At 40.2% G+C, this 18,616-nt stretch carries 17 protein-coding genes and 1 pseudogene; all 18 read right to left on the reverse strand.

Annotated features, from left to right (window positions below):
* Positions 1-68 precede the first annotated feature (68 nt).
* The 18 genes and pseudogenes from MHB61_RS04865 to MHB61_RS04950 all read right to left on the reverse strand — a co-directional run bounded on the left by MHB61_RS04865 (position 69) and on the right by MHB61_RS04950 (position 18,606).
* A complete protein-coding gene (locus MHB61_RS04865; RefSeq protein ID WP_081144235.1) occupies positions 69-485 on the reverse strand; it encodes a hypothetical protein in 417 nt (138 codons plus the stop codon).
* A gap of 10 nt (positions 486-495) precedes the next feature.
* Entirely contained in the window at positions 496-6,642 is a 6,147-nt protein-coding gene (locus MHB61_RS04870; RefSeq protein ID WP_137015939.1) for an LPXTG cell wall anchor domain-containing protein, read from the reverse strand.
* Positions 6,606-7,100 (reverse strand): hypothetical protein, encoded by a 495-nt coding sequence (locus tag MHB61_RS04875; protein ID WP_023164103.1) that lies wholly within the window; start codon positions 7,098-7,100, stop codon positions 6,606-6,608. Before MHB61_RS04875 ends, MHB61_RS04870 begins: the two co-directional genes overlap by 37 nt.
* 265 nt (positions 7,101-7,365) lie before the next feature.
* Complete coding sequence (locus MHB61_RS04880; RefSeq protein ID WP_050490624.1) at positions 7,366-8,022, reverse strand: histidine phosphatase family protein; 657 nt, start codon at positions 8,020-8,022, stop codon at positions 7,366-7,368.
* Positions 8,019-8,360 (reverse strand): biotin/lipoyl-containing protein, encoded by a 342-nt coding sequence (locus tag MHB61_RS04885; protein WP_043994610.1) that lies wholly within the window; start codon positions 8,358-8,360, stop codon positions 8,019-8,021. The genes MHB61_RS04880 and MHB61_RS04885 overlap by 4 nt, the downstream gene beginning before the upstream one ends.
* Before the next feature lie 24 nt (positions 8,361-8,384).
* Positions 8,385-9,308: a ketopantoate reductase family protein gene (locus MHB61_RS04890; RefSeq protein ID WP_023164100.1), complete on the reverse strand. Its 924-nt coding sequence runs from the start codon at positions 9,306-9,308 to the stop codon at positions 8,385-8,387.
* Positions 9,289-9,720 carry an RrF2 family transcriptional regulator gene (locus MHB61_RS04895; protein WP_023164099.1) on the reverse strand — a complete coding sequence of 144 codons (432 nt, stop codon included), beginning with the start codon at positions 9,718-9,720 and terminating at the stop codon, positions 9,289-9,291. The genes MHB61_RS04890 and MHB61_RS04895 overlap by 20 nt, the downstream gene beginning before the upstream one ends.
* Before the next feature lie 58 nt (positions 9,721-9,778).
* On the reverse strand, positions 9,779-11,104 hold the full coding sequence (locus MHB61_RS04900) for an MFS transporter (protein WP_081144233.1): 1,326 nt from the start codon (positions 11,102-11,104) through the stop codon (positions 9,779-9,781).
* Positions 11,097-11,783 carry an HAD family hydrolase gene (locus MHB61_RS04905; protein WP_031559204.1) on the reverse strand — a complete coding sequence of 229 codons (687 nt, stop codon included), beginning with the start codon at positions 11,781-11,783 and terminating at the stop codon, positions 11,097-11,099. The genes MHB61_RS04900 and MHB61_RS04905 overlap by 8 nt, the downstream gene beginning before the upstream one ends.
* A 2-nt stretch (positions 11,784-11,785) precedes the next feature.
* A complete protein-coding gene (locus tag MHB61_RS04910; RefSeq protein ID WP_170959139.1) occupies positions 11,786-12,490 on the reverse strand; it encodes an AfsA-related hotdog domain-containing protein in 705 nt (234 codons plus the stop codon).
* A complete protein-coding gene (locus tag MHB61_RS04915; protein ID WP_137015944.1) occupies positions 12,483-13,706 on the reverse strand; it encodes a beta-ketoacyl-[acyl-carrier-protein] synthase family protein in 1,224 nt (407 codons plus the stop codon). The genes MHB61_RS04910 and MHB61_RS04915 overlap by 8 nt, the downstream gene beginning before the upstream one ends.
* The gene (locus MHB61_RS04920; RefSeq protein ID WP_023164094.1) at positions 13,696-13,947 is read right to left on the reverse strand and encodes a phosphopantetheine-binding protein; all 252 of its coding nucleotides are present in this window, start codon (positions 13,945-13,947) and stop codon (positions 13,696-13,698) included. The genes MHB61_RS04915 and MHB61_RS04920 overlap by 11 nt, the downstream gene beginning before the upstream one ends.
* A gap of 179 nt (positions 13,948-14,126) precedes the next feature.
* Entirely contained in the window at positions 14,127-14,513 is a 387-nt protein-coding gene (locus MHB61_RS04925) for a hypothetical protein (protein WP_081144231.1), read from the reverse strand.
* Positions 14,514-14,515: 2 nt separating this feature from the next.
* Entirely contained in the window at positions 14,516-14,962 is a 447-nt protein-coding gene (locus MHB61_RS04930; RefSeq protein WP_081144230.1) for a hypothetical protein, read from the reverse strand.
* 22 nt (positions 14,963-14,984) lie between these two features.
* The gene (locus MHB61_RS04935; RefSeq protein WP_021215274.1) at positions 14,985-15,152 is read right to left on the reverse strand and encodes a hypothetical protein; all 168 of its coding nucleotides are present in this window, start codon (positions 15,150-15,152) and stop codon (positions 14,985-14,987) included.
* A gap of 444 nt (positions 15,153-15,596) precedes the next feature.
* Positions 15,597-16,598 (reverse strand): ornithine carbamoyltransferase, encoded by a 1,002-nt coding sequence (gene argF, locus MHB61_RS04940; RefSeq protein WP_137015948.1) that lies wholly within the window; start codon positions 16,596-16,598, stop codon positions 15,597-15,599.
* Positions 16,599-16,625: 27 nt separating this feature from the next.
* Positions 16,626-17,477, reverse strand: a complete 852-nt coding sequence (gene argB / locus MHB61_RS04945; protein WP_003132551.1) for an acetylglutamate kinase — start codon at positions 17,475-17,477, stop codon at positions 16,626-16,628.
* Positions 17,474-18,606 (reverse strand): annotated as a pseudogene (locus MHB61_RS04950) (acetylornithine transaminase). The gene argB and the pseudogene MHB61_RS04950 overlap by 4 nt, the downstream one beginning before the upstream one ends.
* Positions 18,607-18,616: the final 10 nt, after the last annotated feature.

Consider the following 18,616-nt stretch of genomic DNA (forward strand, 5'->3'; position numbering starts at 1 on the left):
TCCTTTAAAATTAAAAAAGGCAGTCGAAAACTGCCTTGAAAGTGATGTGCGTTCTTTATCAATGAGGACTAACCGTCCTCAAAGTTGGTCACAAAATCAAATTCTTCTTGGTCCAAAAAAGTTTTAATGACCGAACGACGCTCCCCTTGATAGGTTTCCATTCCGACTTTGATATAAACTTCTTTTCCCGTTAAAAATTGAGCGGTCGCCCCATCATAACCAAAGGACATTTCTGGAATGGGTTCCCCATTATCATCAATGCTGGTTAAAATGAGGTTGAGATTTTCTGCGACAAAATCGTTAAAGGTCAAGTTATAAAAGCCTGTTTCTCCCTTCTCGCCCTCTAGCAACAAGACTAACTTTTCAAGTCCTGCTTTGGTCTTTTTGAAACTGACGCGTTTAATCGTTGCCAAATGTGCACCGACTTCAAAAGGAATTGACTTCTCACGATTACTTGTGTACCTTTGATAGTTGATTTTTTCCATTTCGCTCCTTTCATTTTTTCAATTTACGGCGCAGCTTCCGCTTCAAGCTGACGAATGCTTTGCGTTTCAATACGGCCACACTCGCAATCATGAGTGCGCCTAGAAGAACTAAGAGGCCGCCACCTTTATCGCCTGTTTTAGGCAAGACACTTGTGAGGACTTGTAGGGGACTCTTTGGAGTCTGCGGACTTTGAGGCGTTTGAGGAACGGTTGGTTTTTCCACATGAACTGTTTCAGACGCCGCATTTTTATCCCGAAATTGGGCGACTTTGATGTCCTTTTTCGTTGTGACATCTTTTATGTATAAGTCTTCCATGGTCACTAAATCATGTCCTGCAAGACCACTTGCGTCCAATTTGACAGGAACTTTAACCGTCATGACGGGGGCAGTTGCAACAAAAGTCATACTGCCCGTTGCTTTCACTTCTTGATTGGTCGTCTTATCCCAGATAAAGTCTGGAACTTTGACCGTATAAGTTTGTCCAACCGTGAGTGGACGGTCTTTATCACTGGTCCAGTCGTCCACATAAGTCGCGTCATTGACGGGTTTTAAGGTATTCTTCTCCACTTTTGTACTGCCGCTTGGGGTGACGACTTGATTTTGTCGGGTTTCGGTGGCTTTTGTGACCTGATGACCTGACGTATCAAGGAGCGTTTCACTTGCCGTATTGACAATTTTCGTCCCATTTGGGGTGCTGTCTTTGACCGAGACGGGTAAATCAATGAAATAGCGCTCGCCAAGCGGGATTTTGGTGGTGTCCACAATTTTAACGGTTTGACCGTTCGCCTCTTTGATTTCCTTGGTGGCCTTGAAGGCAATCGTAATCGGGGTCTTGCCCTTCGTTTCTTTTCCTGCCGTCACGGTGTAGAGGCTAGGGTTAAGTGCTTGCCCTTCACTATTTCGGACAGTCAGCTGGTCAAGCAATAAATTCAAATACTGAGTTGGCAAAAGGTCAGTCATTTGAATTTCCGTTTCTTGGGCCGACTGGTTCAAATTGCGTACGTCCAACATCAAAGGGAAGTCATACGTTTGACCGAGCAGGACATTGCGATTATTGTTATTCATCTTGCGATTATTTTCAAACTGATTCACTCCTGGGTTTTTTGCGGTTTCTTTGACTTCCTCTTGGTAAGTGGCCGTTGTTTCATCGGTGGTGTTATCCCAGTTTTGATTGGTCAAGGCAAAATTGGAGATATTTTGACGGTCATCTTGAAGCTCTTGTAAGTCCTCTAAGATACTGGTTAGCGAAAACTTTCCATTTTTATCCGTCCCAGCAATAAGATTATCCTCTTTATGGGGTTGAAAATCAGGAAGTTGAACCATTTCCTTTTTATCGTTGTGGCTGTCATTGACGACCACAGGGTTTGCGCTTGGCTTGCCATTAACCACTAAATAAGCTGTTTCTGTTGTGACAATGGTATCGCCCATTTCAGAATTATCAAGCGTAAAGCTCACAGGAATTTTTCCATCAAGCTTCCCATTCTCATCTGCGGTAAGGGTCGCCTCGCCCGTTGCTGGAATTGCTTTGTTTTTTGTCACGTCCCATTCGCCTGCTTTTACCAACACTTGCGTCCCTGAAACATAACTGCCGTTTGAGCTTTGGTAGTGATCTTCAATCGTGTTCTGACCTACTTGTACCGTTGAAGTAGCGACTTGCGTTGCCCCATCAGGAATTTTTGTGACGGTGCCCTTTTCATTCTTATCGGCGGGGTTATCCGCTTTAGCGACAGGGTTGGTACTGGTTTTTCCGCTAATCACTAAAAAGGCGGATTCTAAGGCAGTTAAATGGTGTCCCGTAAGAGCTGCTTCAGAAACCACCACGTTAACTGAGACCTCCCCTGAGATTTTCCCGTCCACGTCCGCCGTTAAAACAGCGCTGTCTGTGGCTGGGATTACTTTATTCATAGTTGAATCTATCATCCCATCCACCTTAATTTGGACTTGCTGGCCTGCTTCATAACCACTGCCTGAGATTTTATCTTGGAGCACATTATTCCCAAATTTAATGACGTTATCCGAGAGTTGTGTGCTAAAGGTCGGCACTTTACCAACCGTGACGGTTTCCGTCGGGTTATTTTGGTAATTTTTATCTTCCACCAAAACTTTGCCTGTATCATCAACCAGCGTTTCTTCAACGGTAAGCTTGGCATTTGGGGCATCTTCATCATCAAATGCTGGCAAAACGAGTGTCGTATTCAGATTTCCTTGATTATCCGCCGTGACCGCTTCACTTTTTTGAATCACATTTCCTGCACTATCTTTGACGGGGTTGCCAGAGCTATCTACCAAGACACCTGTCAACGTTTTGACGCTCGCAACATTTGTCGCCGTGACATTATCTCCAACCGTGACTTGACCAATCCCAAGCGTGGTTTTATTGGTCGCTTCATCAAAAGCATTGGTCGTGAGTGTCGGTGGGACAATCGGATTGTCCTTAATCTGTCCGAGATTGAATTTACCGAGGAGGTTGTTATCATCTAAGAGCAGCAAGCCGTCTTTTGTCGGGTCATAAGACACTGGAATGTCTTGGTCGGTTAGGACATGGTGGGTGGTTTCATCTATCACTTTGAACTCATAGTCATCAGGCGCACCATTTGGCGTTCCGTCAGGTAAAATATCCACCTCCATGTCATGGGCTTTGGTTTCGCCGTCAGGCACGGTGGTTTCACTGGCGATGTATTTGCCTGCTTGCACATGGTCAAACTCCACCATACCCGTTTCTAGCGCCCCTTGGGGGTCTGTGAAGTTGTGTGAGAGCTGGGTCGCACCAAGATAGAGCTGGTTGACTTTCGTGACAGGCGTCGCTAAGCCAGTGTCTGGCGAAATCATGGTGTCTCGACCAATCAAATTAGTTGCTTCGCTATTATTAAATTTCCCAAGGGTATTTTCGGCGGTGGTTGTTCCAGCAACTGGTGTGAGGGTCCAACCTGAACCTTTCAATCCTGTCGCGCCATTATCTCCTGCGACTTTATCAAACATGAAGTCAAAATCCACCACGCGATCTGCAATCGTGCCTTTGAGATTGTCACTATCTTCGTAGTTATTGCTTGCGCTATCCACTTTAGCGTCCTTAGTGAAGTGCCAGACATGAGCTTTGGTACTTCGGGTGTAGCCGTAAGGGGCTTGAAGTTCAATCCCATAATAGGTCAGGCTTTGTGACAAGTCCAGATTTTGAACCTCGCCAAAGTTGCCTTTAGCATCAGACACCAAGACAACCTTTCCGTTCGCATCCTTGGCATAGGTTTCCCCATTTGAAAGGACTACTGGAGCAGACTCACCCGTTTGAGGATTGACCCCTGCACTTTGGTCAACGGGCACTAAGGTTCCAGAATAAGTCACGCCATCAATCACGGTCGTGCCACTTGTGGAGGTTTCGACGTAAAGCCCTAATGTAGCGCCTTGTAAGAGCGCTGAACCTTGGGTTGTGCTTGATTTGGTATCCGAGTCAATCTTGATTAAAGCAAGCTCCCCCATGGGTTTATCGGTGGTCGTGGCACTTGCTTCAAAGTTGGTGCCGTCTGAACTGGTGGTGTCAGGCTTCATCGTTTCGTCCACTTCAGCTTTACTCTTTGCGTGGCCGTCGGCTGGGTTCACTTCCACAAAATGGAGGTTTCCTGAGACTTTCGTCCCATCAATGTTTTGCAGGGAGATTTTACCGTCACTTGTCGCTTCCACCTCTAAGAGCTGCTGGTCATTTTTAACCAGTTTGCCTGTTGTGACATCAATATTAGCATACGCCCCTGTTTTAGGGTCCAATCCCTCATCGACTGTGAGGGGTGTGCCTTTATCATCGACCGCCTCATAAGTCGCTTTCCCTAACACTGTATCAAATTCTGCATTCGTTGAGTTTTTATCCAAACTAAGAGCAAGCATCGGTTTATCTGAAATTGTACCGCTGTTTTTATGGTCATCTTCAAGATTATTATTTGCGGCATCAATGGTATTACTGTTTTCAAAGTGTTCCGAGAGTCCATCAGGGTTATTCGTAAAACCTTTCGGTGTTTTCGTTTCAAACCAGTATAAATCATCGGCACTTGGTAAGGCAAGGTTGGAGACTTTTCCTGCCAGCCCGTCTTGATTCGTCACGAGCACAATATTCCCATTGGCGTTTGGCGCATAGATGGCACCCGCAGATAAAGTGACCGCAGCGCTTTTTCCTGTGTTTGGATCAATCCCTTGACTTTGTTTAACGGGGACAAAGGTACCAGATTTAGTCAGTCCGTTAATGACTGTGGTTCCTGAATCGGACGTTTTCACATACAAGCTCAACTCAACGCCCGACAAATCAGGTTTTCCGTTGGTGCCTTGATAATTTGTATCTGCGTCAATCTTGGCAATGCCTGTTTCAACCATTGGGCTATCCTGAATCTGGGTGTCAGCCGTTTCTAGATTGTGGGACGTAGAATCAATCGTGTCATCAGCCGAAAAGCTAAAGGTGCCTTTTTCATCAGGGGCACTCAGGGCTTCGCCTTTAGGGGCTTTGACTTCCACATAGCGATAGGTGTCATAATTGCCTTTATCGTCTGCGATGGGGAGGTTTATCAGCCCATACTTTCCGTCAGCACCTACCTCTAGTTGCAAGTTTCCATCACTTCCTGTGGTTAAAGTGCCACTACTTGCCTTAATTGGGTCATCGGGGTCAATCGCGTCCGTTGCTTTCAGGCGTTTGCCTGTTGCGACATTTTCCACTTCTAAGACGGCGCCTGCTTGCGACAGGCCCGTCGGGTAAGACGTGACAATTTGGGCTTTTTGCCCTTTGTTTTCGCCCATGGCAAGCATTTTAATGGATACGTTTATCGTACCAAGTGCAGGAGTGCCTGCTTTGAATAAGCCAACGGGGGAAAGTCGTGTTTGAAGGCCAGCCCCTTCTGCGTTATTGGCTTTATCCGCAATATAAAAAGGCGCAGTCCCAAGCGAGGTTCCTGCCGTGCCTTTGGTTTCAATCTTAGGAAAAGTCACGGTTCCATTCGTTGGCTTTAAGGCCTTGACCCAAAGGTTGCCATTGTCTCCCACGTAGAGCTCTGCGTTCCCGTCTGAGCTTTTAAGAGGCAATTTTTCAGACAAGCTTGAGGCATCAGGAGCTTTAATCCCTGTATCCGCATTTCCCATGCCGATAATGGTCAGTTCATTACTCGTCGCACTAGGTCCTGCCGTCCCTTGGGCATTCTTTTGATTGCTTGTCATCTGAGCCATAATTTTTGACCAGTTATCGCCGATCCATGTGCCTGCCCATGTGCTTTGCGTCATGATTTGACCGTCCGTCATCTTGGCAAAAGAGCCAAAAGTGCCGTGCGCCGCATTGATGGCTTGCTCAATCACGCCGACATTCGCGGTTAAGTTTTGAGCGGTTCCTACATCTACGCCTTGACTATTCCCTGCTAAAGCGACCTCTGTTGTGGCGTAGAGCAAGTCCATTAAGTCGTTCAAACCAGTCGGATCAGACGGGAGGAGGTTCGCGATATTGCCAGCATTCGTACCAGAGGTTAGCCCATTATTTCCATTATTGACCGTATTTAAGACGTAACTTGACGATTCATTCGCCCCTCCGTCCGCAATATCAATACAGTAAGACGGATAGTAGCGTCCGTTTGGCGCTAAGACCCAGCCGCCACCGTCGCCACTCGGATCATTGATGAAATAGTCATTGGCTTGATCACTGGTGGCCGTAAAATTACCATCGGCTTGAATGACCCAGCCGCTCCCAGAGGCGCTAAAGTTAGTGCTATCCGCATGCGCCACTAGGCCCCCGAAGAAATCAGAGAGTGTCCCTACGTTTGATGTCCTTTCTTTAGGTGTCAGTCCTTGTTTAAGAGAGGCGCGCATGGCCTCATCCAAAGTCTTGGCTTGCAAAATCTGGGTAAGGAGGTCTTGCGTGGAGACCTTCCCTTGCATGGCTTTGGCTTTTAAGAAAACCGCGGCATCGCCACTCGCGTCCACGAAAGGCGTTTGACTAAACTTTTTGAGTCCCGCCCTATTTAAAATTTTTCCTCGCTCAGCAAGCGGGATAAACTTAACCAGTTCGCCTGAGTAAATTTGTTGGAGGTTTTCAACCGCAGACGAGCTTGATGCGGTCTCTCCTTTTTTTGGCGTGATGTGAATGGTCGCGTCTAACGGCGCATTCACACTTTCAAACAGCTCCTCATCTCTGGCGACCAATTCTCCCAGTTAGCTTCTTGTTTGAGTTTTGTGACATAAGCACTAAAGGCTTGCCCTTTTTGAAGCGTCGTAAGCTCTTGTGCACTCATGGCCCATTTGCTCAAGGTGTCAATTCCTAGGGAATGTGCTTGAGCATTGAGGCGTTTGGCTTCTGCTTGTCCTGCCTCAGAGTTAAAAGCCTGACTTTCGGCCGTCATTGCCTTTTGGCTGTTTTCTGTGATCTCTTTAGCCGTCGTGGCCTTTGGAATTAACGTGAGTGCCCCGCCTTTGATTTTCCCATCTTTGGAAAGCTTTCGTGTGGCCGCCAAAGCTTTCTCATCACTCGCCGCTTTCACATAAGCGGTCTTTTGTGCAAGCGGCGCAAAGCTCTTGGTCGCCTGTGCCATGGAAGGTTGTGCGGAAGCCTTTGGCTTTGTTTGGGTACTTGCTTGAAGGCTGAGCACGCCTCCTAATGTCATGAGCGCTAGGGCGCTTCCTGCGAGCAACCACGGAGAATGGTTTCTGCGTTTTGTGTGTGACATAAAAAATCCTTTCTATAAAAAGTAAGCATGAAAAAACGGTCAAGTCGAAACTTGACCGTTAACGTCTGGTTTTACGTCGCCTCGGACGCGTGCCTTGAGGGACACAAAAAGCGCGGTTGTTTGAAACCACGCTTCTTCTAGCTCTCAATTTTAGCCTTTTGATGTTTATAGAAATATAAGTCATCTCCTTCTCACTCGAGGTCTAAATCAAAGTTATTTCTCGATTAACGAGTTCAAATTTCTCATTTTCAAATATTATTTGTGTAATTGTACCAGACTTTATATCATTGAATTTAGGCTGACTGTCATCAATCAACCATAAAAATGTAGAAATGCTAAGGCTATGCCCCACTATGAGAATGTTCTTTTCCCCTTTTCGTGAAGATTTCTCAGCAATTTCAAATATGGACTGAAAAATTCTTTCTCTCAAGTCTTCCCAAGACTCAGTCCATTTTTCTGTATCCATTCTCGTCAATATTTCAGACATCTCTGGATATAAAAGTTGCTCTCGATTTTTTCCATAAATATCAAAAGCATTATCAAGCAACTTCTTGACAAATAAACCATAATCCTGGCCTTCAAAGCTCCCAAAGCACCACTCTCTTAAACGTGTATCTTTGTTGTGAGGAATTTGAATATTCAATTCTTCAACAATAGTTTCTGAAGTTTCTATTGCACGTCCAGAATCACTTGAAAAAACAGCTTCAAGCTTAATTCCATTAACTAAAAAATATTCTGCAATTTTTCTGCTTTGACTTAATCCTGTCTGAGTTAATGGAGAATCAGACCATCCCTGTACTCTTCTGAATTTGTTAAAAAAAGTTTCACCATGTCGAATTAAAAAAATATTTAACTTCAAATTTTATTTTCCTTTTTCTGAACTTTGATGATAACTAGAGGAGTATCATACATTACCATTTGTCCATCTCTTACTAAAATATCTTCAACTATTCCGTCTCCTTCCATCAAAACAGTATTAATAATTTTCAAACTCTCAACTTCAAATAAAATATCTCCTTTGTGAAGAGAGCGGACTTCATAAGGAATCTTTACATGAACAATTCCAATCAACTTGCTAACATAAACAAATAAGGTTGGATTAAAAAGAGCATCATACATTATTGATTCATTGTTCTCCGCAAAAGTTGTCTTTTTTCTTTCCTTTACGTTATGAGCTAAAAAGTTAAACATGTCCATGATTTAAGTTGCCTACCTTTTGAATTATTGAGGAAATTTCATTGATAAAAGTTCTGACTGCAATTTTCCCATTTCTTCCTTACTTTTTTTACTTCCAGAAGCAAGAGCTCCCTCTGCAAATTTTGTTTTAAAAAGCTTTTTCAATATATCCCTTTGTATTTTTAAAGGTAAGTGATAAAAGACTCGCAAATTTTGAGGTTCTATAGTAAATCCTGCTTCTGAAATTACTTTAAAATTCCTATTTAGTGATTGAACAATTTCAATTAACTGATCATTATGCTTAGCAACTTCCTTGCTGGTTTCTCCATAAGAGTAGATACCTAACTCAAGTGCGGTAATAAAGGCGACATGACATTTCTGCCACGCCTCCATATTTCTGGAAATTTCACAAGGAATTCCTGAAGAACGGAATAATTTTAACAGAACTACTACTCTTTTTGAAGTTTTTCCATTAAGCTCTCCAAAGGTTGTTTTCTGGATAAACGAGGGGACTAGACTATATCTCAAGACCCCTTTTTCAATTTTTCCTCCTGCTCCTGGAAAAGCAGGAATAAGCCTTCCTTGACCTAGGATTTCTCCAAATGCTGTGTATCCCTCAATATTATTTACCATCGTAACAATATTTAAGGAGATATTGTTTTTGAGCTCTGAAAGAGCATTGAGTATCTGATTCCGCCGTACCGTAACAAAAATATAATCGTAATAGTCTCCGTCACTCACATTGCTATCGACTGTTACTCTTGCTTTTACAACTTTTCCCTCTTCTTCGTAGAGGAGACCTTTTTCTTCTAAAACCTCTAACCTATCATTTCGCGCATAGACATGGACATCATTCCCATTTTTTGAAAAGTGTACTGCTAGAATACTACCAATAACTCCTGCACCATAAATTAAAATTTTATATTTTCTCTTTTGAGACAAAATATCATTACCTCTTATCCAGTTCATCTAACGTTACTCCACGTAAAACGTTTTCCATGGCATCTTCCGCTTCATAAAGTAATTTTGAACTCTCTTGAAGCCATTTTTCAACACTCTCTCTATTTTGGAACGCTGTTGTATCAAAATCGGTGTGAATTTTAAACAATTGCCGAGTTCCTTCTATTGCTTCCAAAATATCGTAAATTGTTATTTCCTTAGAATCTTTTGCTAATCTCAATCCCCCTGAGCTGCCTGTTTTAGAGGTCAGAATCCCATTTTTTTTAAGGAGAGAAGATATTTTCTTGATACTAGGAATAGGAATATTCAACTTTTCAGATATTTTCTGTATTGACAAATATTCATAGTATTGTTCTTCTGACTTGATAGCAATATATGATGTAATTTCTAGTGCTTGTGAAAATGCGATAGAGTAGGACATAATGTACCTCCAATTATTATATTTAGTATATTCCATTATACCAAATATAATCGCAAATTTACTTTCTTTCCATTGGAACTATAAAGATTAGCACTAATATAAGTCCCACAAAAGTTAGTCCAACACCAATTAACATAGATTTTCCAAAAACATCTGAAATTCCTGTTAACTTTTCAGTAAAAGCCGCAAAAATTGCTAAGCCTAATGCTCCACCAAATTGACGCGCGGTATTATATACTCCCGATGCAGCCCCCGAAATTTCGGTGCGGATTCTGACAAGTCCTGAAGTAGCAAGTGTTGCGAAAGCTAATGCAAAACCTACTGCAAATCCAAGTGTTCCAATTAGGAGCAACCAATAATTTGCCGAATGAGCAATAGCGGATAACTCTGCCATAGATAGGATGACCACAATAAAGCCAATGACCATAACACGTGCATTTCCCCACTTTTGCACCAATTTTCTTGCCTGTACCGCAATAACAAAGAGAAGAACGGCCATGGGTACCATGCCTAACGCTGTTACAAATGGGCTATATCCCAGACTTCTCTGCATGAATTGCGGCGTATAAAACCAAAAGCCGATACCTGCTGAACTAAAGAGCAGGGAACTCAGATACGAGGCCGTGCGTTCTCTATCTTTGAATATTTCAAGGGGCATAGTGGGATGATTCACTCTGCCTTGGCTATAAATAAAGGCAATCCAGAAAACAAGGGAAACAATCAGCGTTGGAACTCTCCATGGACTTCCGTCCAATCCATAAGAAATAGATGTCATCGCAAGAATAGACAGAATCGTTCCTAACCAATCAAGGTTCCCTGTCTGCTTTTCAGGCTTTGCTAAAACTTTTAGGGCAATAATGACCATAATGAAAGCAATCGGTCCATTGATATAAAAACCAATCCGCCAAGAAGCAAAGGTAGCAAAAATTCCACCAATTACCAAGCCAATCGCAGCACCTGCGCCAATAACGGAGGCATAGTAGCCAATCACTTTTTGTCTTGCTTGTCCTTCAAATGTATCCGTTAAGAGTGCCAAACAATTTGGGGCAAGGACAGCCGCCCCTATTCCTTGTAGTGCACGAAAGCCAATAATCATCGTCGCATTCATTGATGCGCCAACTGCTAAACTGCCAAGGCCAAAAATAATAAGGGATAAAATGAAGAGGGGCTTTCGTCCATACAAATCCCCTAATTTCCCACCAATAAGCATAAATCCTGCATAAGTTAAAGCGTAAGAAACTTGAACCCACGACAATGCTCCAGCATTCAAGTGAAGTTGGGAAGCTATTTTAACTGTACCAGTATAAACAATAGAAGTATCAAGAACCCCGATGAAAGCTCCGATAAGTGCCAAGGCAAGGATTATTTTTTGTGTTCTAGTCATCTTGCTCCTCCCAAATAGCTTGATCGGAATCTAGTCTTTCTAAATATTCTTTTGTAATTTCTTTTACTGAGCTTACAATATACTTCGTCCCCACTTTTGTCATCTCATCTTTTTGAAATCCCCAGCTATGTTGAGTGGGAATGCCGATGAAAGGGATGGAATATTTCTTAGCCTCTTTTGCTACCTCAGCAACATCATCAATAAACAGTACCTCTTGATACTCTAATTGATAAAAATTCTTGACAATTTCCTTTAGACCTGGGCGGAAGTCATTCGTACAAATATATTGATCGAAATTTTTCAAATAAGAAGTAAAGCATTTATCAATCATTTCATAATCTAACCCACCATAACAAACGATTTTTACATCCAAATTCTTCAATAAACTTATAAACTCTGGGACTCCATCAAGTATTGGCGTACCACTTTTATCAATATATTTTTGACGCTCATCAAAAAATAATTTAAGGACATCTTCTGATTCTTTATGACCTGAGAGTGATAATTGCTTTAGAAAATAATTCACTGCTTTCCCTCTGTTTTGGGAAAACATATTATTTTCTAATTCGGCAGTATATGGAATATTAAATCTTTGAGCCAAGATATGGAGCACTGGACTAAATGTATCTTCCAGTAAAACCCCATCAATATCACATGCAATCAATTTTATATTTTTCATTTTCATCTTTCCTTTCTCTGTATTCCCAAGAAATATCCTAAAACACATCGCGAATCATTTTGAAATAAGGAAAATAAACAAATAATCATTCCCCCTTTTCCATGTACAAGGAATGTTTGAATAATAACTTCCTTATCTCGTTGAACCAAATGTTCGTATTTTTTAAATTCCTCTGAAATATAAAATTGACTGTCGTTGGTAAATTCCGAAACAACTGTCGCGATAGCCGCTTGACGGCACATCTCAGTTAGTAAAATTGCTTCGACATGCTCTGAGTTAATGTGATCAAGAACAATCTCTTGAGTATGTGTAGGACTTCCTACATCCTTTGATATTTTCCCAGTTTGCTCAGACAAAACTTTAGAAACCATGATATCCTCTTGATTTGTTTTATGCAAATCTTCTATGCTCAATGTTTCTCGCTTATTTAGGTCATTTTCTTCTGGATAGATTTTTCCAAGAGCTAATAAAATTTTACTTTTATCCAAAAACGAAAGTTTTATCTTATTGATGTCACTAATCTCTTGCTTCCATCTTTTAATTTCAGCAGATTTACTACTTTCATCAAAATATACATTTCCCTCAAGCATATAAAGTAAGATTTCAAATTCTTTTTTATCTGAAACAATGACTACATTTTTTTCAAATTTCCTATCCTTGTCTGTACTTAATATGACCTGATTCACTTTGCCATCAAAATTACTCATTTTTCCCCTCCACTTTTTCAAATAGAAGAGCTGCATTGTGACCTCCAAAACCAAATGAAGCAGAAATCGCTGTATTAACTTCTTGATTGGTCTTAACTTCTGACACAAGATTTAAATTCTCTATTGGGCGGTCAATCAAATTGGGGTGAACAATACCATATTTTATTGCTATAGCACACACCATTGCTTCAATTGCTCCGCTTGCACCAAATGTATGTCCCAGTAATCCTTTAGTAGAATTTATCATTGGTTGATTTTTGACATCTTCCCCAAATATTCGTTTGAAAACTTCACTCTCAACCTTATCATTAAGAATTGTGCCCGTCCCATGAGCATTATAATAATCTATCCGTTTTCCTGAAGTAAGCTTGCGTAACATTTTTTCAATTACAGCACCACTTTCTTCAATAGCTACAATGCTATAAGCGTCCATTGATGCCGCAAATCCTGTTACTACAGCATAAATTTCAGCACCTCTTTTTTTAGCCGTTTCATAGTTTTCTAAAACTAGACAGCAAGCTGTTCCTTCATTTAGCAACAAACCAGAGCGAGTTTCCTGAAAAGGTCTAGGAAGACCATCAGGACTAGAGTCGAATACTTTTAATCCCTCTAGCAATTTGATGATTGAAAATTTATCATCTTGGAGCCATTCTGTTCCACCACATACTACGGTATCAGCGTGGCCATCGGCTATTTTCAGATAAGCTTCTCCAATTGCATTAGTTGATGAGGCGCAAGCGGCATTAATTACATAACATTCACCATGTAATTGATTAGTTATTGAAATCCAAGAAGCTGGCGCATTGGCCATAACTTTCGGTGCACCAAATCGATCCATCTTGCCTTCGGTAATAAACTTTTCGTAGTTTTTGAACCCACTAGATAAATCACCAACTCCTAACCCAAGAATAGCTGGAATTTCATTATCTTCTGGAATAGTAATCCCTGAATCTTCAATTGCTAGTTTTGAAGCTAATGCAACCACTTGAGAATTGATATTACTGAAAAGTTTAATTTTTCTATCCGTTTGTTCGCTCGTCAACTTAACGGCTGGAACATAATAATCAACATTAACTGGGTATTTTTTCTTTGTTTCTTCAGGTATTTTCTGAGAAAAATTTCTTTTTCCAGATAATAAATTTTTTATAAATTCAGTTTTACCAATACCTAGTTGTGTAACAGGACCAATTCCTGTAATAACTACCCTATTTTTCATTTTTCTCCAGCTTTCTCTCTATGAAAGTTGTTACTTCAGAAACTGTTTTAATATCTGAAATTTCACCTTCATCAATATCAAGATTAAACTTCTCTTCGAGTAGAGTAATAAGAATCATCATTCTAACTGAATCAAAATCTAAATCGTCTGCCAGTGAGTCGTCACTCTTAACCCTTCGCGTAACACCTTCATCTGTTTCTATTGCAGAAGCGATAACATCTTTTACCTGTTCGTCAACCATTTTTTATCTCCCTTTCCATTAGCATATTTAGTATATTCTTTATATATAAATATGTCAAGAGAAAATATTTCCTGTCTTGCTTACAATGTGAAAAATAAAAACGAGCCATAGGAGTATCTGGGTCGTTTTACAATCGGGTTATGATGCTTTTCTAGCTAGCTAGCTAGCTAACTAACTAGCTAACTATTTATTTTCTTATGATTATTGATAGCTGCTATCATCATTTCATAAATTTCAATCTCAGTTTGATCCGCCTTTTCTAAGATGAGGTGGAAATATTCCTCACGTTCTTCTGGGGTGGACTGGGTACGAATGAAACTACGCAAGGAGTTGTAGTTCTTTTGGCGGTTGAAATAGGCAGAGCGCTCAGTTTGCTTAACTTCATCACGTGGGGTATTCAGCACCTCGTCTAAATCCGGGAAACTCTTACGATAATAGGTCAAGTGTCCCAATTTCAGGTCTAACTTTTGTGCGATTTTTTCAAGCGACAGGCCTTGTTTGCGTAAGGCTTTAATGTCTTCTAGTTTTGGTTCCACCACCGTATAGTATTGATTGGGTCTGCCCATGCCTAATTCTCCTGTGAGCGGATAAAACCACGCATGAGCGCCGCCGCTGCATCTTCTGTCAAATCCCCCACCACAATTTCACGCTTTGTTTTTTCGCCTACAAGGTCAGTTTCAATGAGGTCATCATAAGCGTCTGGCTTAAAGAGTGTTTCATCAAGCGCTAACATAGGCTTTCCATAAGCGACACGTTGGGCAATCACTTTACCGTTCTTTTTTATTTCCGCCACATCGTCCCAGAGGTCGCGCAGAAAGTGTACAAGGTCATAGTGACTTTTAGGAACTTCGACACCCTTATCCATGAGCCAAATGGTCTCACTCCCTGCCGCAAGCGTTGGGATTTTGGGAGCTGTTTTGGTATTGCCAGACAAAACGTCATAGATCGGAAAAGTAAAGGCGGCATTGGGATTGTTTTTTATGACGCGTAAGACGTCGAGTGTTGTGATGATCATTATTGTGATCTCCTTTCAAGATTTATAAGGCAGGCTTTGTACCAAAGTGACTGATTCCCATTCCAAGGTGTTTCAGAATGAACCAGAGGGCTTTAAAGATTCCTTTAATCAGACCAACCACCAGTTTGAGGGATAAGAAAATCAGGCGGAAGAGAATGGCAAAGAGGGTATAGACGAGGGCGGATTCCATGAGCGCGACTCCTTTCATTTTTTTTTTGATTTATTATACCTCTTTTCTTTTGATTTATTATACCTCTTTCCGTTTCTACGTCAAGAGTTATGAGTTATAATTTCACCTAATCAAAGAGATATTAAAAAGTCTTCTCTTAACCAATCGAATAATGGATAGAGAAGACTTTTTCAGTCGTTTAACCCTTTGGAATAATGGCTCAAAAATTTTTACGCTGTTCAATACGCCATTTTGTGAATTTTTTTGTGAATTTTTGAGTTGCGTTCAAATTTTTAGCTCATTTACACCTATGGTTGAGCAATTTGTGATTTTTTAACTTTCTTTATACCAAAAAAAACCTTTTTTGTATGCCTTTCCCTGTGGAACGGGACTTTTGCGCCATAAAAAAGAGAAAAAACATTAAATCTGGGCTATTCCCCCTTAATTAACGCTTTTTCTCTTTTTTTATATTTTAGGAATAAATAAATCCCCTAAAGTAGCCGCCATGACTGCTTTTATGGTATGCATTCGATTTTCAGCTTGTTCAAAAACGACCGAATTCTTTGAATTAAAAACTTCATCAGTAACCTCTAATTCATTAAGGTTATAATTTTCCTTAATTTCTTTCATCACTTCCGTGTTTAAATCATGAAAGCTGGGTAAACAATGCATAAAAATAAAGTTTTTATTAATAATTTTTTCAACAACTTTTTGATTAATTTGATAGGATTTCAATAATTTAATTCGCTTGGCTGTTTGAGCTTCCTCACCCATACTGACCCAAACATCAGTATAAACAATATCAGCATTTTCAAGTCCATTTAAATCTGTTCGGATACTTATTTTACTGCGACTTTTCATGGCATATTTACGTGCCAGTTTTTGTATTTCTAAAGCGGGTTGCAAGGACTCTGGCGAAATAATTGTGATATTTACGCCTAAAATTGCTCCAGTCACTAATAGAGAATTTGCCACATTATTTCGTCCATCACCAACATAAGCGAGGGTTAAATCTTGTAAATGGCCAAAATGCTCCTTGATTGTCATAAAATCTGCCAGCATCTGTGTCGGATGCCAAACATCAGTCAATCCATTCCAAACGGGTCTACCTGAATCCTTGACTAGAATTTCCACATCACTTTGCTTAAACCCACGAAACTCAATGCCATCAAACATTGAACCCAAAACTTTCGCCGTATCTGAAATAGATTCTTTTTTGCCCAACTGAATATCATTTGGCCCTAAAAATTCAGGATGTGCTCCCAAATCTACAGCGGCCGTTGTAAAAGCTGCTCTTGTTCTTGTAGATGTTTTTTCAAAAATAAGGGCAATATTTTTATCTAATAAATATTTATGTTGAATATGTTCTTTTTTTAACTTTTTAAGATGAATTGCAAAATCAATCAGATATAACAATTCATCTTTACTAAAATCTATTTCTTTTAAAAAACTTCTTCCTTGAAACATTCTCTCTCCTCTTATTTGCTTAAATTATCAATGATTTATCATTGTCCCTTGCCCTTTGTCAGTAAATAATTCCAATAATAAGGCGTGCGGAACACGGCCATCTAATAAAACAGCCTGACCCAATCCTTCAAACATGGCATATTTAATGGCTTCAATCTTTGGAATCATTCTGTCAGTGATTTTTTTCTCTTTGACTAACTTTTCTAGATTGGTCAGATTGATTTCATCAATAAATGACTCCTCGTCAGGAAAATTGCCATATAAGCCACGAACATCGCTTAATAAAATAAATTGTTCAGCACTCAATGCACCGGCAATTCGACTGGCTGCGGTATCAGCATTGACATTATAAATTTCACCATCAAGACCAATGCCGGCCGAAGCAATGACGGGAACAGCATCCGTTTGATTGATACGCTCAATGATTTCCGGATGAATCGCTGTAATTTCTCCAACATAGCCTAAATCTTCAGAAATAGGTTTGGCTTCTATCAATTTACCATCAATTCCTGAAACGCCAATCGCATTGCCACCTAAACGAATGATATCTTGAACCAAACTTTTATTTACTTTTCCAGCTAAAGCTGTCAGTGCTAATTGAGCTGTTTTCTTATCTGTCACGCGCAAACCTTGAACAAATTGGCTTTTTTGCTCATATTTTTCAAGTAATTCTCCAATCGCAGGTCCGCCGCCATGAACCAAAACTACTTTAATTCCCACCGTTTTAAGTAATAAAATATCTTTTAGAATACTTTCTTTCACTTTTTCATCAATCATTGCATTGCCACCATATTTAATGACAACCGTTTGGTCACGATATTTCAGAAAATATTTGAGACTTTCGGTCAAAGTCTGAGCTGTGTTTTGTGAATCTCTCATAAAATTTTCTCCAATAGCTCTGCTCCTTTTTGCAGTTCTACTTTCGTCATGACAAGTGGTGGAAGCAGGCGAATGACATCATGACCAGCTGACAAGGCTAAGAGACCATTTTCACGCAGTAAAGCAAGAACTTCTGGAACTTTTTTCTCGTCAGTTAATTGAATTCCAATCATCAATCCCAAACCTCTGATGGACTTAACCGTCGCTTTTACTGACAGCTTTTCTGTCAGTAATTTTAAGAAAAAAATACCTTTGTCAGTCACTTTTTCTAAAAAGTCACTGTCAATTTCTTTTAAAACTTCATTAGCCGAAGCCATAGCTAAAGGATTCCCACCAAATGTTGAGCCATGCTTTCCTGCTGAAAAATAACTGGCATATTTATTCTTAGCGAGCATCGCACCTGTAGGAATCCCATTCGCCAATGCTTTTGCCAAGGTAAAAATATCCGGCTCAAAATCAAAATGTTCAAAAGCAAATAATTTTCCAGTTCGACCAATTCCAGTTTGAACTTCATCAATAATCAGTAAAATTCCTTTTTGCTGACAAGTTTTTAGAGCTTCAACAAAATCTGGAGAAATTGGTAAAACGCCACCCTCACCCTGAATAATTTCAAAAATAATCGCGCCAATTTTTTCTTTTTCAAGAATTTGCTCAAGTGCTACCACATCATTAAAAGGACTAGCCACAAAATTTGGTAATAAAGGCGAAAATCCTGCTTGGATTTTTTCTTGCATGGTTGCACTCATAGCACCAAAAGTACGACCATGAAAGCCATCTATAAACGCCAAAATTTTCTGATCTTTTTTGATGAGATGAGTTAATTTTAAAGCTGCTTCATTAGCTTCAGTCCCAGAATTACAAAAAAAGCTTTATATGAATGATTTTGACTTAACTTTTCAGCCACATCTTCTTGCAAAGGATTTTGATAAAGATTTGAAAGATGAGACAGGCTGTCTAATTGAGCTTTCACCGCCACTTTTCCCTTTTCAAAACTATATCCTAAATTCATGACCCCAATCCCACTTGTGAAATCTAAATACTTATTTCCCCTGTCATCAAATAAATATTGATCTTCTCCTTTGATTAAGCTAAATGGTAGGCGACCATAATTTTCAAATAAATTTGTCATTTTTTCTCCT

The organism is Lactococcus sp. FSL K6-0773 (assembly GCF_038006485.1).
Lineage (GTDB): Bacteria > Bacillota > Bacilli > Lactobacillales > Streptococcaceae > Lactococcus > Lactococcus lactis.